We start from the raw sequence: 24,537 nt of genomic DNA, 5'->3' as shown, positions 1-24,537 counted from the left end.
TAGTCCTTTGGAAATAGTATTAGCAAATCCCCGCGGCTTCTGCGCCGGTGTAGACCGCGCGATTGAAATCGTCAATCGTGCTTTAGAGCTTTTTGGTGCGCCAATCTACGTTAAACACGAAGTGGTTCATAACAAGTTTGTGGTGGATGGCCTGCGCGATAAAGGGGCTGTTTTCATTGAAGATTTAAACGATGTACCCCGAGATTCAACCTTAATCTTTAGTGCTCACGGCGTGTCGCAACAGGTTCGTAAAGACGCCGAAGCACGTAATCTAAAAGTATTTGATGCCACATGTCCTTTGGTCACTAAAGTGCATATGGAGGTTGCTCGTCATAGCCGTCGTGGTGAAGAGTGTATCTTAATCGGTCATAAAGGTCACCCGGAGGTCGAAGGTACCATGGGGCAATACGATAACTCGACGTCAGGCATTTATCTGGTTGAGGATGAAGAGGATGTGGCCAAGCTGGAGGTGAAAAATCCTGAGCAGCTTTATTACGTCACGCAAACCACTTTGTCAGTGGATGATACGCAGCGTCTGGTTAAGGCTCTAAAGGAAAAGTTCCCACAGATTCAGGGCCCTAAAAAGGATGACATCTGCTATGCTACGCAGAATCGCCAGGATGCGGTGAAGCAGCTGGCGGCAGAATGTGACTTGATTCTAGTGGTTGGCGCACAAAATAGTTCTAACTCCAGCCGTTTGCAGGAATTAGCTGAAAATAAAGGAACGCGCTCCTACTTAATTAACAATGCCAGTGAAATTAACCCTGTATGGTTGCAAGGCATTGATAAAGTTGGCGTTACTGCCGGCGCTTCTGCTCCGGAAGTTCTGGTCAAAGATGTCATCAAATACCTTGAATCTCAGGGTGGCGTTAACCCGCATGAGTCGGAAGGTGTCGAAGAAAGTATTGTATTTGTCCTGCCCAGCGAACTGCGTCCAAACTAAGTCAGTTCTGCATTAATTTCTTAAAAAATAACCACTTAAAGCCGATAAGTTACCGCTTATCGGTTTTTTTATACCGTTTATCCGATACCAGCTGATCTTTGACTGTTAAAACCTTATAACAGTAGTACTTATAAGTATGAAGTGGGATCAAATGGTGAAATCTAAACATTCAGGTTTTTCTTTGATGGAAGTCCTCATCGCCATGCTGGTGATTGCAGTAGGGTTATTGGGGTACCTTTCATTACAGTTAGCCTCTATTAACTCAAATCAGGAAGGGATGGCACGTTCGCAGGCCAACCTTATTGCTCAAGATTTGGCATCCGCGATTCGCGCTAATCGCGCTTACGTAAATAGCAGTGACACGGCAAGTCTCGGTAACCTTTATCTAGCAGGTGATTATACTAGTTGTGATGCGGCGCCTGTTGACTGTAGTGCGGGATGTACTCCTGAAGAGCAAGCACAGTACGACGTCTACCAGGCATGTCAGTCAATACAGGGTTTTGACACGACATCAAAAGAGTCGGACCTAATCACCGAAGGATATATTGATGTTAGCTGTGATGATCGTGATACGGGAGATGCCGACGTTTGTTCCCCAGGGTCTACGTTAAGTATCTTTGCTTATTGGCAAGCGAGCCAAACACGCGAAGATACGGGCCAAAAAGGTTTAATACGGAATGCTCGGTGCGATGCTTTAGCAAAAGATGCTTCATTTGACTGTATTGTTTTGGATGTTATGCCATGAAAATGATTACTAAGAGTAAACAAAAAGCTTTTACGCTGATTGAGTATATGGTTGCCATAACCATTGGTCTTATTTTGCTAGCAGGTATTACGTACCTGTTTTTAGGAATGAAACGCTCTACCGATACGCAATCAGCAATTTCGAACTTGCAGGAAAGTGGTCGGTTTGCACTGTATTTCTTGAGTGATGATATACAGAATGCGGGCTGGGCTGATGTTGAGGAAAGTGGGTATGGCGTTTATACAAGCCCTGCGTTTTTATTCGGAGCTGGAGAGACCGCTGATGGTGGTGCCGCTGATGTAAGTGACTCGATTACTGTTCGCTATGAAGCGGACACAGACTGTGTTGGAGGAGCTAGCGGAGGCATCGTTGAGAACAATTACTACGTAAAGGATGGGCAATTAGTGTGTTCAGGCAACAGTGGTGGTACGGCTGCGTTAATTAGTAATATAAATTTAGCCCATTTCTTTTACGGTGTAGATACTGATGGTGACAGTGCACCGAATAAGTTTCTAAAAGCGAGTGATATCGACCCTTCTGAGCAGGAGTCCATTGCTGCTGTAAAAATTATTCTCTTACTTTCTTCTGATGGTCCTGTAAGGCAGTCTCCTTCTGCACAAAGTTATACGATTGCTAACGAAGGAACCTACGAAATATCGGATAGAAAAGCTCGTAAGATTTTTACCACAACAGTGGTAATCCCAAATAAACCCGCATTTGTAATTTCACCTTAAAGGATGGAGTATTATGATTATTAAGCCATTCCCAAAAAATGACGGTGCAACCTTAGCATTGGTATTGGTTTTTTTACTAATACTAACTGTCTTGGGTGTTGCCAGTATGTCGGACTCGATTATTCAGCAGAAGTCTTCTACTAATATCTATCTTGAAAATGAAGCCTTTCATACAGCAGATAGTGCTGTTAGTGCAGCGATACACTGGGACGAAATAGCCGGTAACGCGCTTTACGGAACAGACACCTCTGAAACTAAAGTTGGTCAGGATTATTGTGTTGGTAACAACGGCGAGCTAACTGAAATTGAGGACGGTGAAAATTGTGCTGTAGCCTTTGAGGACCATGCTAATGTTATTGCTTATGCTCGTGTTGAGTACTTAGGTTGCGGTACCTGTCCAAACTTTGAGATGGGGGTTTCACCCAGTATTGGGTGTAATGCCTGGAAAATTACAGGTGATAGTACTGTTGCTGAGAAAACCAACGCAGCAGTGCAAAGCTGGGTAACCAAAGTTGGTGGCTGCTTCTCGTCTGGTAAAGGTTCAGAACTAATTTTATAAAAGGTGATTGTTATGAAAAATATATTTAGCTCATTGATGAAAGGGGTTCTGCTAGGGCTTTATCTGACAATCCCCTTAATGACAAGTACTACAGCTCATGCTGATGATACCGAAGTCTATTTTTTCGATGGCGATAAAATAGAGTCGGGGAAATCTAAAGTTATGCTGTTGCTTGAGTCATCATCCGCCATGAATGGTGGTGGGCGAATGGCTAAAATCCAAGAAGCCCTTAAGCTCTTGGCTAAAGATGATGAGGTTACCGCTTCAGCGGACTTTGGTATAGCCGTATTCAATAAAGAGAACTCTGGGCCTGGTAAAGCCGAAGGAACGGTTCAATTCCCGATAGCTACGAATAATACGACACCTAGTAGTCCAACATATGACTCGGTTGTTGATCGTTTAGCTAACGCAAGTCCAGATAAAGGTGCAACACCTACGGTAGAAGGTATGTCAGAAGCATATCGTTATTTTCTATCAAGAGAACCGTATTATTGGGATGACGAGTTTGCGACGTCAGGAAAAACTCACCCAGATGCGGTTTCAGAGGGTAGATATGACTTTAACGATACATCAGGTTGTGCAGCAAAGGCGCTAATTGTGTTAGCTCACGGTCAGATCAACGGTAAAGAGTGGCGCAATGCTGCTAGCTCTATCGTTGGTCGCGATAGCACAGATATTGAAATGGTCTCTTACATGAAAGGGAACCACAGTGTTGAAACTTACACAATTAGCCCCGGCTCTTCTGGTAATAACAAGGCGAACTTAGATGCTTGGGCAGATGCTGGTGGAACAGAGCAAGCTTTTGAGTGGAATGATACGGCCGAGTGTTTTGCAACTGATGCAGATGGTAATCCGGTAGGTTTGTGTGCAATCCTGAAGGACATTTTTCAGGAAGTGGCGAGTCAGGGAACAAGTTTTGTGCAAGCAGGTGTAACTGTAAGTCAACAAAACCGGCTAAACCATGATAATCACCTTTATTTTGCCCAGTTTCAGGCGGAGGACATTGCCCGTTGGCCAGGGAATCTGAAGAAGTATAAAATCAGCGGCGGCGAAATTCTTGATGTTGAAAACAAGTCTGCAGTGGATCCTAATACTGGACTGTTTTTAGAGGAAAGAGATGCGAATGGCTTTATTACCAGAAGTACGAGCTTTTGGCCTAAAAAAGATGAGGCTGGCAATATTATTCTCCACGACGGAAACCAAGTAGAGCTTGGTGGCGCTTTAGAACATGTCAGTAATTATTTAGATGAGGCAGTAACAGAAGTTACGGCAGGTGACGGCTCAGTTCATAACGTTCTTAATGAGTATAATGCATATGGTCGCCCTTTATTCTCTGATAGTTCAGGCTCGATGTATAAGGTTATTAATGCTGGTAAAGCAGACTTTGCAATGGGGGGGGCGACAGATGACGAATTTTACTGGGTTAAAGATCGAACTCTAGGCTTTAAGCGCCGCGATGTAACGATAACGCATGATAATGGAGATGAGGAGACGATCTCTAATGTCGCTTCGTCTGCCCGTCTGATGGGCGACCCGCTGCATAGTGTACCTAAAGTTGTTCAATACGGTAATGGCAAGTCGTTAGTGTTCGTTGGAACAAACTTGGGCTACCTGCATGCGGTTGATCTAAGTACAGGTGTTGAAGAGTGGGGGTATATCCCAAACGACTTATTAACAAAAATGCAAACCTATATGAAAGATGAAGAAATCGGTGGCGATCCGACGCTTCATAACTACGGTTTGGATGGCGAAATTCATATTGCGCATGGTGATACAAACGGTAACCTGAAAGTTGACGATGGAGAAATCGCTCTGTTATTAGTCGGAATGCGTCGAGGTGGCGATAAATATTATGTGCTAGATATTAGTAATAGCTCTGTTCCAGAGTTTAAGTTTGATATTGACCCTTCTGATGATGGCCTGTCTAATTTGGCGGATACCTGGTCAACTGCAACGGTAACCAATATTACCTATGGGGGTGATACTCGAACTGTCGCTATTTTTGGTGGTGGTTATGATGATAATCAGGACAGTAGCTTTAGTAAAGATACTGAAGGTAATGATGTCTTTATCTATGACTTGAAAAGCCAGACAGTTCTGTGGAGTTTGCAGGATTCTGGTTTAACGGAAGTAAAAGGACAGATTAATAGTGTACCGGCTAATGTTCGAGCGATTTCTTTGGATAATAACTCGACTGTTGAGCACCTTTACGTCACTGATACCGCTGGTCAGGTATTCCGTTTTGATCTTTATAATACTGACACTGGCATTGAGGTTAAAGGTGGGCGTATCCTTGAGGTCAGTAGTTCAACGGAAGCAGAGAACCGCCGCTTCTACTATGCTCCATCGGTTGCTTATATTCCACAGCCAAGTGGGCAGTCTTATATGGCTGTAGCGCTAGGTAGCGGTTATCGAGCACACCCTTTAGATACTAAGGTGCAGGACTATTTCTTCATGTTAAAAGATAAAGGGATATTACAGACACCGAAGACCTTTAAGGATGTGACCTTTACCCCTGGTGTTGCAGACGGACCTTTAGTCGATGTGACTAGTAATGTAAGTGGCTCGGCTTCTGTCCCTCCAGAGAAAGATGGTTGGTACATTAAACTAAATAGTGAGTTAACCGTTGTGAATGATGATGGCACACAAACAACCACAGCTTATGATGGTGAGAAAGTTATCGCTGAAGCAAGAATTCTGTTTGGTAAAATCGTCTTTACATCGTATGTACCGACCGTTGATTTAACTAAGCTTCAGTGTGCACCTGTAATTGGTAGTGGTAAGATTTATGGTGTGAATGTTGATGATGGTAGCTCATTCTTTTCAGACGATACCCGCTCAATCAGTTTGATCAGTGATGGTATACCACCTATTTTCCAGCTGTTATTCACTACAGGAGCTAGCTCTGATGGCTCAGAAGCAGATTTTATTGGCTTAGTTGGTAACGAGGTCATATCTGATGCCTTTACCGAGGCACTAACCAAAGGGTATGATGGGGTTATACGTGTTAATTGGCGGAAAAAACCAGATGATAATTAAGACAAAGCAGAAAGCTTTTACGCTTATTGAGTTAATGACAACTATTGCAATCGTGGCTATTATGGCTGCGATTGCAACGCCGTCTTTAAGGAATATGATTTTGAATAACCGTTTAGCAGGTTTTTCAAATGATATAATCAGTTCAGTTTCTGCCGCAAGAAATGAAGCTATTTCAACCCGCCAGCAAGTTGTTATTGAGCCTAACGGTGGTGACTGGACCGGTGGTTGGCAAGTGTTTATTGATTCTGATTCTAATGGTACTTTTACGGCTGGGGAAGAGTTAGTTAAAACTGTAGAGGCCTATCCAAGTTCTTTAAGTGAAAGCGCTTCTCCAGGGGACAACTTAGTGTTTAACTCAAAAGGCACTATGAAGGACCTTGGTGGCTGGGGCACCTTAAAAGTATGTGATGACAGAAGCGCAGGCCGCAGTATTAATGTGGAAGGCGCTGGCGTCGTATCCGTAGAAAAACATAAGGTAGGGGAATGTTGAAGGTTAATAATATGCGTAAAACTAAAGCATTTACTTTGATGGAGCTAATGATCGTAGTTGCCATCGTTGCAATATTGGCGGCGATTGCGATTCCGAGCTATCAACACTTTGTAAGAAAAGCCAAGCGGAACGATGCGATGCAGGCTTTATTGGCTGCGTCAGAAGCTGCTGAGAGATATAAGGCAGCTAATTTTTCGTATGCAGGATTAGACGGTAATTTAGGCAGTGTGTTCAATACTCAGGTGCCAGTAGATGGTGGGACGCCGTATTACACGCTGAGTATTGCGGCTGATGCAACAACATATACTATTACAGCTACGGCAACAGGTGGAATGACTGGAGATGGTAACCTAACTATAAACAATGCTGGTCAGAAAACCTATAAAGGTTCTACGGGATGGCCTGATTAAATATTTTTCAGTACATATATCAAAAAAGGAGCTGCGGCTCCTTTTTTGATGCCTCGGTCAATTGTTCAGCAGCAATAGAATATTAGATTTTATCTTGACTGTATCTGTTTGTATCCGTGTGTTACAAAAATGTAACAATGCCAATTTGTCTGCTAGTAAGTTCTGTTATCTTTAAAAAATCTTGTTAGAATCTATCTCTTATTTTGAACTAGGGGTAGTTTAAAGGATGAAAAAAGTATCTGGCTTCTCTTTGCTAGAAGCGATGATAACAGTGGTTGTTATTAGTATTGGTTTATTGGGGTACGCAGCACTGCAGATGGGTGCTTTAAATAGCTCTGTAGATTCGTTCTCACGTTCACAGGCCACCATTATACTGGAGAATACTGCTTCTAGGATTAGTGGCAATACGCAGTATTTGAAGAAGAGTGTTGATGAAGTAGTTGTGCCTAATGCCTACGTTAGTGACTCTGCTTCAGAAACATACTCAACCTGGTGTGACACCAGTACCGGGAGCATACCTGAAGCGGCTTGTAAGTCGGACAACTCTTGCATTCTATCCAACCGCGCTAAGCAAGATATTCATGAAGTTTGCACTACTTTAGCTGATACCAAATTCCCAGAAGCCCAAATGGGAGCTGCTTGCTTTGATCGCGATACTTCCGACGGTGACAACTGCAGTTATGGCTCACGCATGTCTTTATATATGGCATGGCGTGGGCTCGAACGTGAAGATGTCAGCGGTAAATCTGAATACGCTCAGAATACACGTTGTCAAAAAGAAATTGGCCTTGCTTCCGATTACGCCTGCGTGCAATTGGAGCTAGTGCCATGAAAATGCTTAAAAAGCAAGCCAAGGGTTTTACCCTGATTGAAATGATGGTGGCCATGGTTATTGGGCTAATTATCCTCGCTGGAGTGTTTGTCGTTTATCTATCAAGCAAGAAAACATTTAATCTTGGTTCCGGCATGGTTAACGTTCATGAAAATGGCCGCTTCGCCATTAACTACTTGGTTAAAGATATTCGACGAGCAGGGTGGATAGACACGGATGTTACGCCGAGTGAGGGCTTTAGTTTGACTCAACCCTTAACCAACTTTAAAAATAACCAATCGGTTGCTGGCGGTGAAAGCTCTGATGCGATCACTGTTCGTTATTATGGCGACAAAAATTGCAAAGGTGATGTTCCTGCCAGTGGTATCGTGGAAAATACATATCAGCTAGTCCCGGGTGATGATTTATCTGAACTTCAATGTAACGGTGTCACGTTATTAAGCAATGTCGAATCTTTTCAGCTTCGTTATGGGGTTTTATCGCAACATGGGGTGAGCTATGTGAGTGCTGACTCAATCACACCTCAATCTATTATTAAGTCTGTTCAGGTTGGACTAACTGTTGCTTCCAGACAAAAAAATGTCATGAGTGAGAAGACGGTGTCAGTCAAGAACGTTTTAGATGAGGGCCCGTATAGTTTTAGTGACGGCCGTTATCGCCAGGTCTTTTCCAATACTATTTTAATTAATAATTCCGGTTCACTACCACCTGACGAGCTATTGGTTTCGGAGTAAGGCATGAATAATCAAAAAGGGTTTACGTTAGTCGTTGCGTTGATACTACTTGCTATCTTAGCTGTACTTGGTGTGACGTTAATGTCCTCAGGCGTTACGTCTCAAAAAACGGCTTCGGTTAAAGAGCAGGATGCGGTCGCTTTCCATGCTGCAGAAACAGCCAATGGCTCATATAAAAGCAGTTATCACTATGGAACTGAGCATATATTTAAAACAGCTGAAGATGCTTACTGGGACGATTTGGCAGCGCCCAAGTTTGGTTACACCCGTTGCGTTGATGACAAAGGGCGTTTAGTTGACTGTGGGACGAAACCACGAGTTGAGTCCGATCAGTTAGTGAAATCAAAAGTAGAAGCGTTTTATCACAACTGTGAGACGGCTGCCTTGAAGTGTCTGGGAAACTCCTGGGATGACAAAGGGTTAGGCTGTCACTCTTTTCAAATGATTGGAGAAGGGCATTTGGATATCAGCAAAGATGATGTGGCTGATACAAAAGAGGCCCGAACTCATGTCGAAGAGTGGGTTCGAATAGTCCGTAGCTGCAATAAATCGCTTTAAAGGAAGTGCACCATGATGTTTAGAAAAGTTTTATTAAGTACATTTGGAGCGTTTTTGCTGGGGAGTATGGTCAATACTGCAAAAACGGATGATATTGAAATTTACTTCGGAGAGCCAGCCCCGGTAAATGTTTTGCTGGTGTTGGATGTCTCGGGTTCTATGGCCTGGACGATGGATGCGTGTAATGAAGGATATCCTTATAGCGGTTGCTATCCAAAAGGTAGTGAGAAGTCACGCTTAGAAGTTATGAAAGGGGCGCTTTTTGCTTTCATTAATGATCTACCCAGCAATGCAAAAATTGGGATATTAACTTACTCCAGATCGAGTGATATTGACCTGTTACATGAAGTTAAATCTTTGGACGAAGGTAGTCATAAAAGCGATTTATTAAGTAGTGTTGCTGGTTTAAGTGCCGACGGAGGTACTGCGGCAGCAGATGCCGTTTATGAAGCAGCCAGATACTTTCGGGGAGAATACGGAGGTTATAAATCGCCAATCGAGGTTGACTCTAAATGTGGTAGTGCAAGCAATATTGTTTTCTTAAGCGATGGTGAGCCTAATCAATTTAGGAAAAGTCGTTATCATGGAGTTAATGATATTTTAGACGAAGGTGGGGATAAGACGAGTTGTAAATACAAAAAAGATGGTATTGATTGCATGAATAAGCTGGCTGCTTTTATGTCAAGAAACGATCAAATCTCTTCTGTTGAAGACTCAATCGTTAAAACTCATACCATCGCCTTTTCAAAAGAAGAGGGCCCAAAAACATTCCTGAAAAACCTTGCATCGGAGGATCATGGTAATGGGGTCTACAGTGAGGCTGATAGCCAGGAAAAACTGATAGAAGCCTTTAAGGCTTCGATTCAGGCTGATATTGAGCGAAGCATGTTGGTAACACCAAGCGTGCCATTAAGTCGAAGCAACCGCTTAAGCACTAGCGACGAATTATTCTTGTCGTTGTTTCAGCCACAACAAACTCAATCTTGGCCCGGTAACCTTAAGAAATATTATTTTAAAGACGGTAATATTGTCGATAAGAACAAAAATCTCGCAATTAACGATGAGCAGCAGTTTTTTGATACCGCCTCCAGTGCATGGAGTGTACAAGACGGCAATGACGTCACCTTAGGCGGTGTTGCTCAAAATATGGCTATGCCACGTAAGGTTTACTCTAACATTCTAGAGAAGAACTTATGGACTAAGAAAAACCGTGTTGAGGTTGGTAATAATAAAATTAACCGCTCACATTTAGGGTTAACACCTACAGTAAGTGAGACAGAGTTTGAAGATCATATAACTTGGCTCTATAACCACCAGATAGATTATAAGCCAAAAAGTGGTGATGAGAGGAAGGTTAATCGTTTTGGCGATTTACTGCACTCCCAGCCTGTTGCGGTTCAGTATGACGGTAAGAGCCTGCTTTTTGTCGGTGACAATGATGGTTATCTTCATGCTATTAATGGCGCAGATGCGAGTGGTAAGGAAGAGTGGGCATTTATTCCTCGACAGTTGCTGAAAAATACGGCGGCGTTTTATAAAGATGAACCGTTGGGGACGGTGGAAGAGCGAGAGTACGGGCTAGATGGTGATATTTCTGTCTACCATCAAGATAAAAATAATGATGGTATTGTCAATCGCGGTGACAAAGCTTATCTCTATGTGGGCATGCGCCGAGGCGGTAAGAATTATTACGCTATTGATATCACAAGGCCTGATAAGCCGCAGGTGATGTTTACCATAACCGGTGATAAGGCGACCTCTGATGAAATCACGGCAGGTTTAAGCTGGGATAACGTTCATTATTATGAAGGGCTCGCTGAGACTTGGTCCAAGCCTTATATCGGCCATATGAAATGGCGAGGTGGTAAGAAACTTGTCATGATATTTGGTGGCGGTTATGACTCGGCCAATCAAGACGATGAAACATTAGTAGCGGGAAGTCCAGACTCTGTTGGTAATAATATATTTATTGCTGATGCGGTTAGTGGAAAAATGTTATGGAATGCTAGAACCGACGCTATCCATAAACGCTCTGGTAGCTTAGCTGACAGTATGACTAACAGCATTCCTTCTGATATTGCCGCCGGTGATTTACGAGGCTCGGGGACTATTGAGCACTTTTATGCTTCGGATACTGGTGGGCAGTTATTTCGTTTTGATGTTATTCAGAAGAAAAAGTCGGATGCAGTTAAAATTCAGGGAGCGAAAGTCGCTGACATTCAAGGTTCCGGTGTGGCCGGTAACCGCCGTTTCTTTACCAAGCCGGATATTTCATTCATCAAACTTCAGGGGCAGACCATCGGAATGGTGGCTTTAGGCTCTGGCTATCGGGCCCATCCGCTGAATGAAGACATTACCGACAGATTTTATTTATTTTATGACAAGAAGGTCATGGATAGAGAGTTTGAGGATGATGTCATTACTGAATCTACGCTATTCGATGTTACCAACAAGATCCGTGAAACCGATCCGGATACCGGTAAAACCAGGGAGCGGTTTGTCAGTATTTTTGATATCTTAGCGGAAGACTCTAAAAATAACGGTTGGTACTTGCAGTTATCGTCCGGGGAGAAAATATTATCGGACTCCACGACGATTAATTATCGTCTATTTTTTACCAGCTTCTCACCTGAAAAGGGGGACGACGGTAAAGTATGTCAGGCTGCAACAGGTAAAAACAGGCTTTATGCAGTGAGTGTGCTGGATGGAAAACCTGCATTCTTCAGAGAAACTTTACCGGATGGCACCCTGGGGGATCTTGAGAGGGATATTGAGTTAGAATCAGGCGGCATTGCACCTCCTTTTTCGGTGTTCTTTCCTCTGAATGAAAGTGGAGATAGCTCAGAAGGCGCTGGTTATGTTGGCCTGGAAAAGATTTGTGCTGGCAAAGACTGTGATTTCCTTGACCAGTTAACCACGGTTAAATGGAGAGAATTGACAGGAAAGAAGTTAAACGAACTACGCAATAAATAAAGAACCCCGTCAGAGCCCCCAGTTTGGGGGCTCTTGCGTAATGCCTTATGTCATGTAAAATTATCTCAAAACAAGATATAGGGAGTACATTGTGCGTGCGAAAGTATTGAGCTTTGTTCAAATGAAAGGAGGGGCCGGGAAAACCACCCTGTGCTCGAATATTGCATCAACCTTATCTGAATCGGGTAATGTCTTGATGATTGATACAGACGTCCCGCAGAGCTCCCTGAAGACCTGGTTTGATATACGCAATGAACAATATATCATTGAAAATCTTGATGTTTTAGTCGCTAAAAACTTAAAGCACCTGCAGTCTATTGTACGTGATAAAATCAATGACTACGATTATATCTTGATAGATGGTCATCCTCGAATTACCAATCTCACCCGCGCCGTTATTCTCTTATCCGATATGGTGTTAATCCCTATGGCTCCATCCCAGGTCGAAGTCTGGTCAACCAAGCATCTGGCTGAAATCGTTGAAGAAGCAAAGCAGGTGAACAATAAGCTGGAAGCTCGAATTTGCTGGAATCGTTATCGTGTCCGAACCAGCTCTGCGGATGACGTGGTTGCCAGTGCCAAGAAAGAACTTGATCTAGAAGAGTTTTCTACCAAGCTGGGAAACCGTGTGGCCTATCTCGATTCTTTTGCTGAGGGGTTAACCGTAGCCGAATGGCATGATGCCGCAGCCAAACTGGAAATATGGGCATTAACGTCGAGCATTGAGCGGTTATTAGCAAAGCAGGGGAACACACGACTTAAAACAGAAGCCCAGGTTGAAAAATTTGTGAAAGGTAAATAAAAGCCTTGACCTCTTCAGGAATTTCGATTAGCTTACGAACTATGGAAAGTTTATACGTTAAAAGCATCTGGTGGTGGCACGTTACATAGGTAGCGGGCACCTTTGCGTATATACGAAATGAATACCTAAAGCCCGCATTGTGCGGGCTTTTTTTATGTCTGAACGAAATCAAAGGCAGTTAGTAAGGAATTAATGATGACAGTAACAACCCTTTTCAGTGTAACTACATTTGCATGGTGGTGGATTCACTAGGGTGGGTTATTGTCTGTTGAAATCGACAAAAGCCCGCCATTGTGCGGGCTTTTTTTATACCTGATGAATTTTTAACTTTATAGGAACCAGTGATGATTATTATTTTAAAACCAACGGCTACAGAAGCCGATTCTAAAGAAATTTTAAACCAGATTGAGCAGTCTGGTTTAAAGCCACTGCATATGCCGGGAGTAGAACGTACGGTTATAGGGGCGCTTGGCGACGAACGTATTCTGCAGTCTTTACATTTAGACAACCATCCACAGGTTGAACATGTAAAGCCGGTTCTAAGCAAATACAAGCTCGTCAGCCGCGAAATTTATCCCCATGACACAGTGATCTCAGTGGGAAACACGCCTGTCGGCGGCGATCAATTTGCCATTATGGCGGGCCCCTGTGCCATTGAAAGTTACGACCAGTTGCTGGAAACAGCCAAGCAAGTTAAAGCCAGTGGCGCAACTGTCCTTCGAGGTGGCGCTTTTAAGCCAAGAACCAGCCCTTATTCATTTCAGGGGCTGGGCTTGGAGGGTCTCAAGATTATGCAACAGGTCGGTAAGGAGGTCGGCATGGATACCATCACCGAAATCATGGATATCAAAGATCTCGATGACATTGCTACTCATATCTCGGCTTTCCAGATTGGCGCCAGAAATATGCAGAATTACACTCTACTAAAGGCCGTGGGGGAGACAAAGCACCCGGTACTATTAAAGCGTGGTCTTTCAGCCACGATTGAAGAATTATTATTGGCGGCTGAGTACATCGTGGCAACGGGTAACCCGAACGTTATGATTTGTGAACGTGGGATCCGTACTTTTGAAACGGCTACCCGTAATACGCTTGATTTAAACGCGGTTGCTTACATTAAAGAGAAAAGTCATTTACCTGTGATTGTCGATCCATCCCACGGTACCGGCGTCCGTACTTTAGTCAGCCCAATGGCCAAGGCTGGAGTTGCCTGCGGCGCAGATGGCCTGATTATCGAGTCACATAGAAATCCTCGTGAATCTGTTTCAGATGCGGCTCAGGCTTTATCTGCTGATGACTTTTCAGAGCTTATGCAACAGCTATTGCCATTTATTAAGGCAAGCGGTCGTACCTATAAGGAGTTTAATCATGCAAGTTAATACCATAAGTAGAAAGCTTCCTCTGAGCTTGAACCCATATCAGGTTTACGCAGCATTAACTGACAAAGGTCGTGTAGAGCATACCGCGTTATTAGAGACTGCTGAGGCCGGAACACACGAGCACCGCAGAAGCGTTACCATGTTATCTGCAGCTTTGCAGATCCGAGCGCTTGATCAAAAAGTCACACTAAAAGCACTTAATCACAATGGTCATGAAATACTGGCATCGATCAAATCCAGTGAAGAGATCGCTAACCAATTTGAATTAAGATATGAAGGTGGTGACCTCGTTCACTTGATTTGTCCGGAAGCTGTTGAAGTCAATAATGAGCAAGAGCGTTTATTTGAAGTAACCACTATTAGTGCTCTGCAGTTAATCAGAGATTTGCTAAAAGTTGGTCAGGTGTCAGATGACGAAACATCATTATTGATAGGAGCCTTCAGTTACGAGCTGGTAGAGCAATTCGAAGATTTGCCCGACGTTGAAAAGTTCCAGGAAGATTACTGCTTTTATGTTGCTGATCAAATAATTGTTCAAAACCAGGATGGGCAGAACGCTAAAATCGTAGTGAAGGGCTTTGGTGAGAATGCCGAGAATACGGTCAGGTTAGGTGTGGAGCTGGAAGCAACTTATAGCACATTGAAAGAAGCTTCGGTCTCCGAAGTTTTAGACTTTTCTCCACAACAGGAAAATGCCGAATTGTCGCTGAATTTGTCTGATAAAGATTATTATGGATTTGTTGAAGCAGCTAAGGAAAGGATAAAACAGGGTGATATCTTCCAGGTCGTTTTATCCAGAAAATTCGGCATTTCCTGTCCTAATCCTTTTCAGGCGTACGGTAAGCTTCGTCAAAGTAACCCTTCACCCTATATGTATTTTGTTAACTTTGGTGATAAGCAGCTGTTTGGAGCGAGCCCCGAAAGTGCGTTAAAAGTTAATAAACAACGCGAAGTATTTTTATATCCGATTGCTGGCACGCGCAAACGGGCGATTGATAAAAATACTGGCCAAATCAATCATGAGCATGATTCCAGAGTCGAGTTCGAGTTAGTAGAAGATGCCAAGGAAAATGCCGAGCATATGATGCTGGTTGATCTGGCACGGAATGATCTGGCTAAAGTTGTCCAGTCGGGGACGCGTGAAATTATTCAGCTGAAAAAAGTGATCAAATACTCTCATGTCCAGCATATGGTTTCTGAAATAAAGGGAGTGTTAAAGCCTGAAATTGATTCACTAGTAGCTTACCGGGCATGTGCCAACATGGGCACCTTAACTGGTGCTCCAAAAATTAAAGCGATGGAAATTATTCGCCAGCAAGAGAAATTGGCTCGTGGTTTTTACGGCGGAGCGATTTGTATGATGAATGCCAATGATGAGTTTGATAGCGCTATTATTATTCGTTCTGCGGTCGTTTCTGATGGCCAGGCGATGATTTCTGCAGGTGCGGGTATTGTTCATGATTCTGAGCCAAAGGCAGAAGCTCTTGAAACTGTGAATAAAGCGAAAGCTGTTATTGATGCCTGTCGTCAGCAGCTACCCCAGTCGGAGGTGCTGGCATGAACATACTAGTTATCGATAACTATGACTCTTTTATTTATAACCTGACTTATGAATTGGAGTCCATGGGCCATACAGTTGTCGTCTGCCGTAACGATATTAGCTACGAAACTTTAATTCGTCAGGCGCGTTTATCTGATGTTATTGTTATATCCCCAGGGCCAGGAGCACCGGCAGACGCGGGTCATTGTTTAAGTTTAGTTAAAGAACTTGTCGGACATAAACCTTTTCTTGGCGTTTGTCTTGGGCATCAGGTCATTGTAGAGGCATTTGGTGGTAAAGTTGGCTCTGCTAAAGCAATAGTACACGGCAAAACTGAGACTCTGCGTTCAGAAAATCGTGGTGTGCTGGCAGGGCTTGGTAAGACCGTAAGAGTGGCGCGTTACCACTCTCTAGCGGCAATCAATTTACCACAAGCTTTGAGGGTTGACGCTGAAAGTGCTGATCAGGAAGTCATGGCGGTTTCCCATATTGAGTATCCGATCTACGGCTTACAGTTTCACCCTGAAAGTATTATGACCCGTAACGGCTCTAAAATACTGGCTAACTTTATTGAGTTATCGCAAAGCAACCATCCACACGTCAAGACGGAGGGCAAGGCTTATGCTGAGTTTGCTTGAGAATGTCTATCAGGGGCAGCATCTGAACTTTGAGCAGGCGAGTTCCTCTTTCCGTGAAGTACTACAAGGTGATATTGACGTGCCAGTGGTTGCAGCTATGTTAGCAGCACTAAAAACTAAAGGTGAAACGGTGGAAGAAATTGCTGGGGCGGCAGCAGCTTTACGGCAAGAAGCCCAATATTTTCCATCATCCCACTATTCGATAAGTGACTGCTGTGGTACCGGCGGCGATGGTCTCAACACGATAAATGTTTCTACTTTAGTGGCGATAGTCGCCGCCTGTGCTGGAGTGAAAATAGTCAAACACGGTAATCGTTCCGTTTCTTCCAAATGTGGTTCTGCTGACTTGATGGAGCAACTTGGAGTTAACATTAATTTATCAGCCGAGAAGAGTAAGCAGTTACTGGATAGCACTAATTTCTGTTTTTTATTTGCTCCTGACTATCATCAAGGGGTAAAACATATTATGCCTGTGAGGCAGTCGTTAAAGACGAGAACCATTTTTAATTTAATTGGACCACTTGCTAACCCGGCTTTACCCGATGTGCAACTGCTTGGCGTTTATGACGCACAGTATCTACTGCCCTTTGCCAAAATCCTGGATTTGCTTGGAACAAAAAGAGCTTTGGTTGTTCATGGTTCAGGGCTTGACGAAATCGCCGTTCACGGCACAACTAAAGCCGTCAGCTTGAACAGCGGTGTCATAGAGTCGTTAGAGCTTTCACCACAACACTTTTCAGCGAAGCAACATGACTTATCGGCGATTCAGGTCACGGAGGGAGTAGATAATAAAACGGCAGCAATTGCTTTGCTAAGTGGAGATGCACCTGAGGCGCATGTTGATATGGTTGCGGTAAATTGTTCAGCATTGTTGGTGCTTAACGGTGTCGCTAACGATTATAAGCAGGGTTATCAGTTATCCAGGGATATTATCCAAAGAGGACGTGCTTTAGAGCACCTGAATAAAATTAAGGAGATGTCACATGGTTAATGTTTTACAGGCAATTGTTGAACACCGTAGAGAAACCCTGGCCAATAGTTCGGACGTTGATGAAGTGTCAAGCAGCACCAGAAGTTTTTATGATGCCTTAAAGCAGCCTCATTTCGGCTTCATTATGGAGTGCAAAATGGCGTCTCCTTCAAAGGGATTGATCAGAGCTAACTTTGATCTTGGGGAAATTGTCCCGGTCTATAATCGATACGCCGATGCGATTTCGGTATTAACGGAAGAACGATTTTTTCGAGGCAGTTACGCCAACCTTAAATATGTCAGTGAACATACTGATAAACCAGTGTTGTGCAAAGACTTTATCCTGGAGCCAAAGCAGGTGAGACAAGCAAGGTTTTATGGCGCCGATGCGATTTTGTTGATGCTGTCCGTACTTAATGATCAGGAGTATAAAGCCTGTCAGTCGCAGGCTGAAAAGCTGGGTTTAGATATACTGACAGAAGTGCACAATGAACAGGAGCTACAACGTGCCTTGGAGCTTAATGCGAAGATTATTGGCATTAATAACCGCAACCTTAAAGATTTAAGTACCGATTTATCACATACCGAGCGACTGATCGAGCTGATTCCTGATGATGTAATCGTGGTAACTGAGTCTGGCATCGCAACTCATGATGATGTTTTATCGCTATCACCTATGGCTGATGCCTGCTTGGTCGGCAGTAGCCTGATGGCTCAGGACGACCTGGAGGCTGCTGCAAGCCAGTTGGTGTATGGCGATATTAAAGTGTGTGGCGTTAAGAATCAGCAGAGTGCCGATTTAGTCAGCAAAACACCGGCAGCTTCTGTGGGCATGATATTTGTAGATAGTTCACCTCGCCGAGTTGACGCAGAAGGTTTTGACAGCAATAAAAAAGTGATTGGTGTGTTCCAAAACCATCCATTTGACGATGTCCTTGCTGCGGTTGGGAAATATCATCTGCAAGGTGTTCAGTTACATGGTGATGAGTCGGTTGACTTTGTGCTGTCACTGCGTAAAGCGCTCCCCGATGGTTGCATGCTATCCAAAGTGATTTCTATCAAAGATGGGGAGGCGTTACCTCAAGTGGCTGATTACCCGGTTGACGAAGTGTTACTGGATACTCAGGTTGGTGCAACGAAAGGCGGCACGGGAAAGACCTTTGATTGGGCTCTAGTTGAGCAGTTTAAACAGCGATACCCAAATTATCAGATCAGAGTGGCTGGCGGTGTGAGCGCTGATAATATTGCTCAGCTCAAACAGCAGGGGGTTAGCGCTATTGATGTTTGTGGCGGAACAGAACGGGAGCCTGGAGTGAAATCAATCGAAAAAATTGAGTCTCTTTTTGCTAATGCTCGTGCAATGTCAGGAAGAGAGGTTAAGAGGTAATTATGACGATAATTGAAGAACAAACGCATTCAAAGTTTGAGTATGATGGAGCTTATATAGGTCAGTATGGCGGTCAGTTTGTGCCACAAATATTGGTACCTGCGCTTGAACAGTTAGAGCAGGCATTTGAACAGGCTATCGATGACCGGGGGTTTCTGGACGAACTCAATAAGTTGCTTAATGATTATGCCGGTCGACCAACACCACTGACAGAGTGTCAGACTTTTGGACGTAATGAGAATTGCCGAATCTTTTTAAAGCGCGAAGATTTATTGCATGGTGGTGCTCACAAGACTAATCAGGTGTTGGCTCAGGCGTTACTGGCAAAGCGTATGGGTAAAGGGCGAATCATCGCTGAAACTGGAGCTGGGCAACATGGTGTGGCAACGGCTTTGGCCTGTGCCTTATTAGGACTTAAGGCAACCATTTATATGGGCAAGAAGGATTGCGATCGTCAATCACCTAATGTCTTTCGAATGCGTTTGATGGGAGCGGAAGTCATTCCGGTGGATAACGGCAGTGCCAGCCTTAAAGATGCCATTAACGAAGCCTTGCGAGACTGGGCGGCCAACTACGATGATACCCATTATCTGCTGGGAACAGCGGCTGGGCCGCATCCGTTCCCCAAGATGGTTAAACGTTTTCAGCAGGTGATTGGTGAAGAAGCCAAGCAGCAGGTTTTGCAGCAGACCGGGCAGTTACCGGATGCCGTTATTGCCTGTGTCGGTGGCGGCTCGAATGCCATTGGTATTTTCACAGATTTTATTCCTGACGAAGATGTTCGCCTGATTGGTGTTGAGCCAGCGGGACACGGCCTCGATTCGGATGCCCATGGAGCGACCTTATTACGTGGCACAGAGGGAATTATTCATGGTGCCAGGACCCATACTTTACAGACAGAAGAAGGGCAAATTATAGAGTCGCATTCGGTATCCGCGGGTCTCGATTATCCAGCTGTTGGTCCTGAACATGTGCATCTAATGACTTCCGGACGTGCTGAATATGTTGGTATTACTGATGATGAAGCTCTGCAGGCTTTTCAGGAGCTGTCACATGCCGAAGGCATTATTCCAGCACTGGAATCGTCACATGCACTGGCCTACGCTAAAAAGCTAAGTCAACAGGTGACCGAAGAAACGGTACTGTTGGTGAACCTGTCGGGGAGAGGCGATAAAGATCTGTCGCATGTGATGTCCATTCTTGAGTCAAACCAGAAGGAGAGTTCCAATGCGCTATAGTAAGATGTTTCAACAGGTTCGTAACGAAGGTCACCTGGCGTATATTCCTTTTGTGGTGATTGGTGATCCGAATGAGGAATTGAGTCTTGAGATTATCGATCAACTGGTTACCAATGGTGCTGACGGACTGGAACTTGGCTTGGCCTTTTCTGATCCGGTGGCCGATGGGCCGGTGATACAGCAGTCGATTTTAAGACCATTAGCCAATCAGTTTTCAGTGAGCTCTGGCTTGAGGCTAGTTGCTAAAGTGCGGGAGAAATATCCGCAGCTACCTATAGGGTTATTGATATATGCCAATTTAGTCTTTGCACAGGGCATCAAAAGCTTTTTTAATCAGTGCTGTAATGCTGGAATTGACTCAATCTTGATTGCGGACTGTCCGGTTAAAGAATCTAAACTATTTGCTGGTGCAGCAGAGGAGAGCGGTATTGATCTGGTCTTTATTGCTCCGCCCGATGCAAACGATGAGACATTACAGCAAATTGCCAATACGAGTAAAGGGTATACCTATGTGTTAAGCCGTAAAGGTATTACTGGAACCGAAGTAGCTGCCAGCAAAGCCAGTACTGAGTTTCTCGGTAAGCTGAGAAACTTTGGCAGTCCTCCATTAGTACAGGGTTTTGGTATTTCTAAGCCACAACATGTATTTGATGCGGCTAAAGCCGGCGTGGATGGAATTATTACAGGCTCAGCCATAGTTAACTTGATCAATCGACATTATAATACCCCCCAGATTATGCTGGAGCATATTGGGGATTATGTCCGAACAATAGCTCAGGCGGCACACACCAATCATGCCCAAAGTGCTTAGCGCAGGCGTGAATAAAGAGACAAGAGAGAGTGGCTATGTCGATTGCTGATGATATAAAGCAAAGGTTATTACAACTTGAGCAGGAAGTTGAAGAAGAGAAGTTATTTTTAGTGGGATATTTGATCCCAATGGTGGATCTCATTCCTGCGGATGACCTGACTGATGAACAGTGGTTTGCCGAGTTTGCATTATTTGTCGAAGATGCGGTTGACTCGGATGGTTTGAGTGATCGTGACATTGAGTTACTTGCAGAGCTAATAGAGGAGTTACAGCCGTAACTCCCTTAATAAAAAGACATAAGTATGACAGTTAAAAAGATCATCTCACATCATATTAACAACCCGGTTGTTACGGTGCCGGGCAGTAAGTATCTGGCGAACCGCTATGTCGCCATCGCTGCGCTTGCTAATGGCGCTACAGTTCTGCGTAACATGCCGGTTAATGATGATATTGAAGCGGCGTTGGAAGCTGTTCAGCGCTTGGGAGCTAAGGTGACTCAGTTATCTGAGCATGAGGTAAGTATTACCGGAATTGAACGCTTTGAGCAGCCTGAGAGCATTCATATTGACTGTCGAGATAGTGGTACTCTGAGTCGTTTTGTTACGGCATTAGCCAGTAACTTAAGCTCGACGGCCATTATTGGTGCCAGTGCGCAAATGCGACAAAGGCCAATGGAAGAAGTGACCGCAAGTTTAAGAAGCCTCGGTGTGAGCGTTCAAGGCGACAAATTGCCTATTGAGCTTAAAGGGCCGCTCCAGGGTGGACAGATTACATTAGATACCAGTCGTAGCAGTCAGTATCTCAGTGGTTTGTTAATTGCTTGCTTGAAGGCAAAAACAGATACCAGGATCCGTCTGGAGGGTAAAACAGTATCTTCCAGTTATATTCAGCTGACTAAAGATGCCATCGCACGGTTTGGTGGTCAGATTGAAGCCTTATCCGACAAGGAGTTACTAATTCCTGCCAATCAGGATATTGTTGCCACAGACATTCAGGTGGCGGGAGATGTCGTCAGCAGCAGCTATTTTATGGCGGCGGCTTTGTTGGCTAAAACATCGGTGACATTGCAGGGTTATGCTTTCAACTCTCCACAAGGTGAGTCTGGATTCTATCGAGTACTTGAGGCTATGGGCGCAGAGATAGAGACACGAGGTAACGACTTACGAATTGCTTATGAGCAACCGTTGCAGGGTGTTGATGTTGATATGGGAGATATGCCGGATGCGGTGCCGACCTTAGTGGTGACTGCATTGTTTGCATCAGGTCAGACGCATATAACTAATATTGCTCACCTGGCTTTTAAGGAATCAAACCGTATCGTTGATTTGTGTGAACAGCTGAAGAAATTAGGTGCTGTTGTTGAGTATGATGATGATAGTATCACTGTGACTGGCCAGCAACCTTTAACGGTAGCGAGGTTATCCAGCTGCCATGATCACCGCCTGGCCATGAGCTTTGCATTGATTGGTTTACGGCTACCGGGAGTAGTTATTGAAGACGCCCAGGCTGTCGAGAAATCTTTTCCACTGTATTGGCAGTATCTGGAGCAGATTGGTGTAGAGGTTGTTGATATTGATTAAAGTTATATTAATTGGAGTTCATTATGGCCGGTGATAGTTTCGGCAAGTTATTTAAAGTAACCAATTACGGTGAGTCTCATGGTAAAGGCATTGGTGCTGTGCTTGAGGGATGTCCTGCGGGTTTGCCGTTATCGGAAGATGATATTCAGCCATTTTTAGACAAACGCCGTCCGGGACAAAGCTCCATTACGACGCGGCGCGATGAGTCTGATACAGTCGAAATCCTATCGGGCATGGTCGATGGCATAACCACGGGAACGCCAATTAATTTATTTATCCGTAATAAAGATCAGAAAAGCAAAGATTACTCTGAAATGGCACAGCTGTTTCGCCCCAGCCATGCGGACTACAGCTACCAAAAGAAATACGGGATACGTGACGTTGCTGGCGGTGGGCGCAGTTCGGCGCGAATTACGGCGGGTCATGTGGCAGCCGGTGCGATTGCTCGCAAGGTGTTACAACAATCGCTTGGCGTCGATATCTTTGGATATGTCAAAAGTGTTCAAGATCTGGAGCTTAACGTTAGCCCGGAAGATATTCAGCCAGAGCTCATTGATACTAACTTGGTGCGTTGCCCAGATGAAACTTTAGCTGAACAGATGGTGAGTAAGATAGAAAAGGCTCGAAAGGCAGGTGATTCGCTCGGTGGGGTCGTTGAGTGCCAGCTACGATCCGTTCCGGCAGGTTTGGGCGAACCGGTGTTTGATAAGTTAGAAGCTGATCTGGCTAAAGCGATGTTGTCGATCAATGCCAGTAAAGGTTTTGAGATTGGTTCGGGCTTTGCCGGCACTTTAGAACAAGGATCGACGCATAACGATATATTCTTTGATGATAATGGCGAAATCCGAACGAAAACCAATAACTCAGGTGGTGTGCTAGGTGGTATCTCCAACGGTATGCCGATTGTATTTCGAGTTGCTTTTAAGCCAACGCCGACGATTATTCGTGAACAGGAAACAGTAAACCTGGAAGGAAAAGATGTGGTGTTTCATGGTCGTGGCCGCCATGACCCCTGTGTCCTGCCAAGGGCGGTACCGATTGTTGAAGCCATGGCTGCTTTGGTGTTGTGTGATCACTACCTACGTTTCAGAGCTTATAAGAATTTGTTTTAGAGAAAATAAAAAAGGCTGGAAACTCCAGCCTTTTTTATAGGTTCCATAGCAGAGCTTATTCTATGCCTTTTGCTTTCTTGGCTTCAGCATTGGTCTTGATACCTTGCGACAGTGCGTACTGCCTGACATAGCTGACCGAGGCTAAAAAGTATAAGACTGACAAAATAACAAGGATGGTTGACCAGACAACTTTATCGGGTTCGATAATAAAGTAAAAAGCATAGAAAAAGGGCAATAGAATAATAAATCCCGTCCAGCCGTAGGTGTAGGTTTTGCCTCTGAACATGCCTGGAAGTGCGAATAATAGTGGTAGCCACCAGATGCCCAGTGAAATCCAGCGCATAGTCGGGTGGTCATGATTAAACCAGATAAAAAACGGTAAAATGATGACGGTCGCTACAAAGCTGGCAACAGCAATCAATCTGGCTCTTAGCGCTTTTTTGAGATGTATATTCATAGTTTGGCTCATGACTGATTAAGTTTTTTGCTTAGCTCAGCCATCCGTTTACCTTGTGCCAAACATAACGCTTTTTCTGACTCACTGATGTCATTGCTATTATCTGCACCAGCCACATGCGAAACCCCGTAAGGTGTCCCCCCGGTTTGGGTTTTGACTAACTCAGTTTCCGAGTAAGGAATACCTGCAATAATCATGCCGTGATGTAACAGCGGAACCATCATAGTCAGCAGTGTTGACTCCTGACCGCCGTGCAACGAGCTGGTCGAAGTAAAAACACTGGCGGGTTTGCCGCTTAAGGTACCCGATAGCCATTGCGATGAGGTTTGCTCCAGAAAATACTTTAAAGGGGCTGCCATATTACCAAAACGTGTTGGACTGCCCAGCACAAGGCCGTGACTTTGTTCCAGATCGTCTAAAGTAACGTAGGGGTCACCTTCATCCGGAATCGCATCAGCCGTAGCCTCATGATCGGCGCTGACTGGCGGCACAGTACGTATCATCGCCTGGCAGCCGTCGATACTGTCAATGCCTCGGGCGATCAGCCTCGCCATGGTACGGGTGGCGCCATAGCGAGAGTAATAAAGCACTAAAACGGTATTCATT

General features: G+C 44.4%; 24 protein-coding genes. 22 read left to right on the top strand and 2 right to left on the bottom strand.

Features of this window, described 5'->3' with window-relative positions:
* Nucleotides 1–7 precede the first annotated feature (7 nt).
* The 22 genes from ispH to aroC all read left to right on the top strand — a co-directional run bounded on the left by ispH (nt 8) and on the right by aroC (nt 23,474).
* The gene (gene ispH / locus H7708_RS04145) at nt 8–943 is read left to right on the top strand and encodes a 4-hydroxy-3-methylbut-2-enyl diphosphate reductase (protein ID WP_235727506.1); all 936 of its coding nucleotides are present in this window, start codon (nt 8–10) and stop codon (nt 941–943) included.
* Between the two features lie 151 nt (nt 944–1,094).
* On the top strand, nt 1,095–1,688 hold the full coding sequence (gene pilV / locus H7708_RS04140; RefSeq protein WP_223669209.1) for a type IV pilus modification protein PilV: 594 nt from the start codon (nt 1,095–1,097) through the stop codon (nt 1,686–1,688).
* Nucleotides 1,685–2,422 (top strand): PilW family protein, encoded by a 738-nt coding sequence (locus tag H7708_RS04135; protein ID WP_223669208.1) that lies wholly within the window; start codon nt 1,685–1,687, stop codon nt 2,420–2,422. The genes pilV and H7708_RS04135 overlap by 4 nt, the downstream gene beginning before the upstream one ends.
* 13 nt (nt 2,423–2,435) lie before the next feature.
* Nucleotides 2,436–2,981: a pilus assembly PilX family protein gene (locus tag H7708_RS04130; RefSeq protein ID WP_223669207.1), complete on the top strand. Its 546-nt coding sequence runs from the start codon at nt 2,436–2,438 to the stop codon at nt 2,979–2,981.
* Between the two features lie 12 nt (nt 2,982–2,993).
* The gene (locus tag H7708_RS04125; protein ID WP_223669206.1) at nt 2,994–6,020 is read left to right on the top strand and encodes a pilus assembly protein; all 3,027 of its coding nucleotides are present in this window, start codon (nt 2,994–2,996) and stop codon (nt 6,018–6,020) included.
* Nucleotides 6,010–6,510 (top strand): GspH/FimT family pseudopilin, encoded by a 501-nt coding sequence (locus H7708_RS04115; protein ID WP_235727505.1) that lies wholly within the window; start codon nt 6,010–6,012, stop codon nt 6,508–6,510. The genes H7708_RS04125 and H7708_RS04115 overlap by 11 nt, the downstream gene beginning before the upstream one ends.
* 11 nt (nt 6,511–6,521) lie before the next feature.
* Nucleotides 6,522–6,920: a type IV pilin protein gene (locus H7708_RS04105; RefSeq protein ID WP_328798965.1), complete on the top strand. Its 399-nt coding sequence runs from the start codon at nt 6,522–6,524 to the stop codon at nt 6,918–6,920.
* A gap of 226 nt (nt 6,921–7,146) precedes the next feature.
* Nucleotides 7,147–7,752 carry a type IV pilus modification PilV family protein gene (locus tag H7708_RS04100; RefSeq protein WP_223669205.1) on the top strand — a complete coding sequence of 202 codons (606 nt, stop codon included), beginning with the start codon at nt 7,147–7,149 and terminating at the stop codon, nt 7,750–7,752.
* On the top strand, nt 7,749–8,486 hold the full coding sequence (locus H7708_RS04095; protein ID WP_223669204.1) for a PilW family protein: 738 nt from the start codon (nt 7,749–7,751) through the stop codon (nt 8,484–8,486). The genes H7708_RS04100 and H7708_RS04095 overlap by 4 nt, the downstream gene beginning before the upstream one ends.
* Before the next feature lie 3 nt (nt 8,487–8,489).
* Nucleotides 8,490–9,044, top strand: a complete 555-nt coding sequence (locus H7708_RS04090; RefSeq protein ID WP_223669203.1) for a PilX N-terminal domain-containing pilus assembly protein — start codon at nt 8,490–8,492, stop codon at nt 9,042–9,044.
* Between the two features lie 12 nt (nt 9,045–9,056).
* Entirely contained in the window at nt 9,057–12,017 is a 2,961-nt protein-coding gene (locus tag H7708_RS04085) for a PilC/PilY family type IV pilus protein (protein WP_223669202.1), read from the top strand.
* A 91-nt stretch (nt 12,018–12,108) separates the two neighbouring features.
* The gene (locus H7708_RS04080; protein WP_223669201.1) at nt 12,109–12,819 is read left to right on the top strand and encodes an AAA family ATPase; all 711 of its coding nucleotides are present in this window, start codon (nt 12,109–12,111) and stop codon (nt 12,817–12,819) included.
* 344 nt (nt 12,820–13,163) lie between these two features.
* Nucleotides 13,164–14,198: a 3-deoxy-7-phosphoheptulonate synthase gene (gene aroF / locus H7708_RS04075; protein ID WP_223669200.1), complete on the top strand. Its 1,035-nt coding sequence runs from the start codon at nt 13,164–13,166 to the stop codon at nt 14,196–14,198.
* A complete protein-coding gene (locus H7708_RS04070; protein ID WP_223669199.1) occupies nt 14,188–15,759 on the top strand; it encodes an anthranilate synthase component 1 in 1,572 nt (523 codons plus the stop codon). The genes aroF and H7708_RS04070 overlap by 11 nt, the downstream gene beginning before the upstream one ends.
* A complete protein-coding gene (locus H7708_RS04065; protein WP_223669198.1) occupies nt 15,756–16,376 on the top strand; it encodes an anthranilate synthase component II in 621 nt (206 codons plus the stop codon). Before H7708_RS04070 ends, H7708_RS04065 begins: the two co-directional genes overlap by 4 nt.
* Complete coding sequence (trpD, locus tag H7708_RS04060) at nt 16,360–17,367, top strand: anthranilate phosphoribosyltransferase (RefSeq protein ID WP_223669197.1); 1,008 nt, start codon at nt 16,360–16,362, stop codon at nt 17,365–17,367. The genes H7708_RS04065 and trpD overlap by 17 nt, the downstream gene beginning before the upstream one ends.
* On the top strand, nt 17,360–18,733 hold the full coding sequence (trpCF, locus tag H7708_RS04055) for a bifunctional indole-3-glycerol-phosphate synthase TrpC/phosphoribosylanthranilate isomerase TrpF (protein ID WP_223669196.1): 1,374 nt from the start codon (nt 17,360–17,362) through the stop codon (nt 18,731–18,733). The genes trpD and trpCF overlap by 8 nt, the downstream gene beginning before the upstream one ends.
* A 2-nt stretch (nt 18,734–18,735) precedes the next feature.
* On the top strand, nt 18,736–19,971 hold the full coding sequence (gene trpB / locus H7708_RS04050; protein WP_223669195.1) for a tryptophan synthase subunit beta: 1,236 nt from the start codon (nt 18,736–18,738) through the stop codon (nt 19,969–19,971).
* A complete protein-coding gene (trpA, locus tag H7708_RS04045; RefSeq protein WP_223669194.1) occupies nt 19,961–20,782 on the top strand; it encodes a tryptophan synthase subunit alpha in 822 nt (273 codons plus the stop codon). Before trpB ends, trpA begins: the two co-directional genes overlap by 11 nt.
* Nucleotides 20,783–20,817: 35 nt before the next feature.
* Nucleotides 20,818–21,060, top strand: a complete 243-nt coding sequence (locus H7708_RS04040; RefSeq protein ID WP_223669193.1) for a hypothetical protein — start codon at nt 20,818–20,820, stop codon at nt 21,058–21,060.
* A gap of 24 nt (nt 21,061–21,084) precedes the next feature.
* Complete coding sequence (aroA, locus tag H7708_RS04035) at nt 21,085–22,362, top strand: 3-phosphoshikimate 1-carboxyvinyltransferase (RefSeq protein ID WP_223669192.1); 1,278 nt, start codon at nt 21,085–21,087, stop codon at nt 22,360–22,362.
* A 23-nt stretch (nt 22,363–22,385) separates the two neighbouring features.
* Nucleotides 22,386–23,474 (top strand): chorismate synthase, encoded by a 1,089-nt coding sequence (gene aroC, locus H7708_RS04030; RefSeq protein ID WP_223669191.1) that lies wholly within the window; start codon nt 22,386–22,388, stop codon nt 23,472–23,474.
* Between the two features lie 55 nt (nt 23,475–23,529).
* On the opposite strand, the gene H7708_RS04025 is transcribed toward aroC, so the two are convergent.
* Both H7708_RS04025 and wrbA read right to left on the bottom strand, forming a co-directional pair.
* Nucleotides 23,530–23,931, bottom strand: coding sequence for a DUF2069 domain-containing protein (locus H7708_RS04025; protein WP_223669190.1), 402 nt, complete (start codon nt 23,929–23,931; stop codon nt 23,530–23,532).
* Between the two features lie 8 nt (nt 23,932–23,939).
* Nucleotides 23,940–24,536: an NAD(P)H:quinone oxidoreductase gene (wrbA, locus tag H7708_RS04020; RefSeq protein ID WP_223669189.1), complete on the bottom strand. Its 597-nt coding sequence runs from the start codon at nt 24,534–24,536 to the stop codon at nt 23,940–23,942.
* Nucleotide 24,537: the final 1 nt, after the last annotated feature.

The organism is Kangiella shandongensis, from assembly GCF_020005365.1.
Taxonomy (GTDB): domain Bacteria; phylum Pseudomonadota; class Gammaproteobacteria; order Enterobacterales; family Kangiellaceae; genus Kangiella; species Kangiella shandongensis.
The sequence above is the reverse complement of the archived record's forward strand: the minus strand, read 5'-3'. Positions and strand labels throughout refer to the sequence as shown.

Bases quoted from the DNA above. Each gene is read 5' to 3' on its own strand.
- pilV (WP_223669209.1), top strand. From the start codon at position 1,095: ATGGTGAAATCTAAACATTCAGGTTTTTCTTTGATGGAAGTCCTCATC.
- H7708_RS04135 (WP_223669208.1), top strand. From the start codon at position 1,685: ATGAAAATGATTACTAAGAGTAAACAAAAAGCTTTTACGCTGATTGAG.
- H7708_RS04130 (WP_223669207.1), top strand. From the start codon at position 2,436: ATGATTATTAAGCCATTCCCAAAAAATGACGGTGCAACCTTAGCATTG.
- H7708_RS04125 (WP_223669206.1), top strand. From the start codon at position 2,994: ATGAAAAATATATTTAGCTCATTGATGAAAGGGGTTCTGCTAGGGCTT.
- H7708_RS04115 (WP_235727505.1), top strand. From the start codon at position 6,010: ATGATAATTAAGACAAAGCAGAAAGCTTTTACGCTTATTGAGTTAATG.
- H7708_RS04105 (WP_328798965.1), top strand. From the start codon at position 6,522: ATGCGTAAAACTAAAGCATTTACTTTGATGGAGCTAATGATCGTAGTT.
- H7708_RS04100 (WP_223669205.1), top strand. From the start codon at position 7,147: ATGAAAAAAGTATCTGGCTTCTCTTTGCTAGAAGCGATGATAACAGTG.
- H7708_RS04095 (WP_223669204.1), top strand. From the start codon at position 7,749: ATGAAAATGCTTAAAAAGCAAGCCAAGGGTTTTACCCTGATTGAAATG.
- H7708_RS04090 (WP_223669203.1), top strand. From the start codon at position 8,490: ATGAATAATCAAAAAGGGTTTACGTTAGTCGTTGCGTTGATACTACTT.
- H7708_RS04085 (WP_223669202.1), top strand. From the start codon at position 9,057: ATGATGTTTAGAAAAGTTTTATTAAGTACATTTGGAGCGTTTTTGCTG.
- aroF (WP_223669200.1), top strand. From the start codon at position 13,164: ATGATTATTATTTTAAAACCAACGGCTACAGAAGCCGATTCTAAAGAA.
- H7708_RS04070 (WP_223669199.1), top strand. From the start codon at position 14,188: ATGCAAGTTAATACCATAAGTAGAAAGCTTCCTCTGAGCTTGAACCCA.
- H7708_RS04065 (WP_223669198.1), top strand. From the start codon at position 15,756: ATGAACATACTAGTTATCGATAACTATGACTCTTTTATTTATAACCTG.
- trpD (WP_223669197.1), top strand. From the start codon at position 16,360: ATGCTGAGTTTGCTTGAGAATGTCTATCAGGGGCAGCATCTGAACTTT.
- trpCF (WP_223669196.1), top strand. From the start codon at position 17,360: ATGGTTAATGTTTTACAGGCAATTGTTGAACACCGTAGAGAAACCCTG.
- trpB (WP_223669195.1), top strand. From the start codon at position 18,736: ATGACGATAATTGAAGAACAAACGCATTCAAAGTTTGAGTATGATGGA.
- trpA (WP_223669194.1), top strand. From the start codon at position 19,961: ATGCGCTATAGTAAGATGTTTCAACAGGTTCGTAACGAAGGTCACCTG.
- H7708_RS04040 (WP_223669193.1), top strand. From the start codon at position 20,818: ATGTCGATTGCTGATGATATAAAGCAAAGGTTATTACAACTTGAGCAG.
- aroA (WP_223669192.1), top strand. From the start codon at position 21,085: ATGACAGTTAAAAAGATCATCTCACATCATATTAACAACCCGGTTGTT.
- aroC (WP_223669191.1), top strand. From the start codon at position 22,386: ATGGCCGGTGATAGTTTCGGCAAGTTATTTAAAGTAACCAATTACGGT.
- H7708_RS04025 (WP_223669190.1), bottom strand. From the start codon at position 23,931: ATGAATATACATCTCAAAAAAGCGCTAAGAGCCAGATTGATTGCTGTT.
- wrbA (WP_223669189.1), bottom strand. From the start codon at position 24,536: ATGAATACCGTTTTAGTGCTTTATTACTCTCGCTATGGCGCCACCCGT.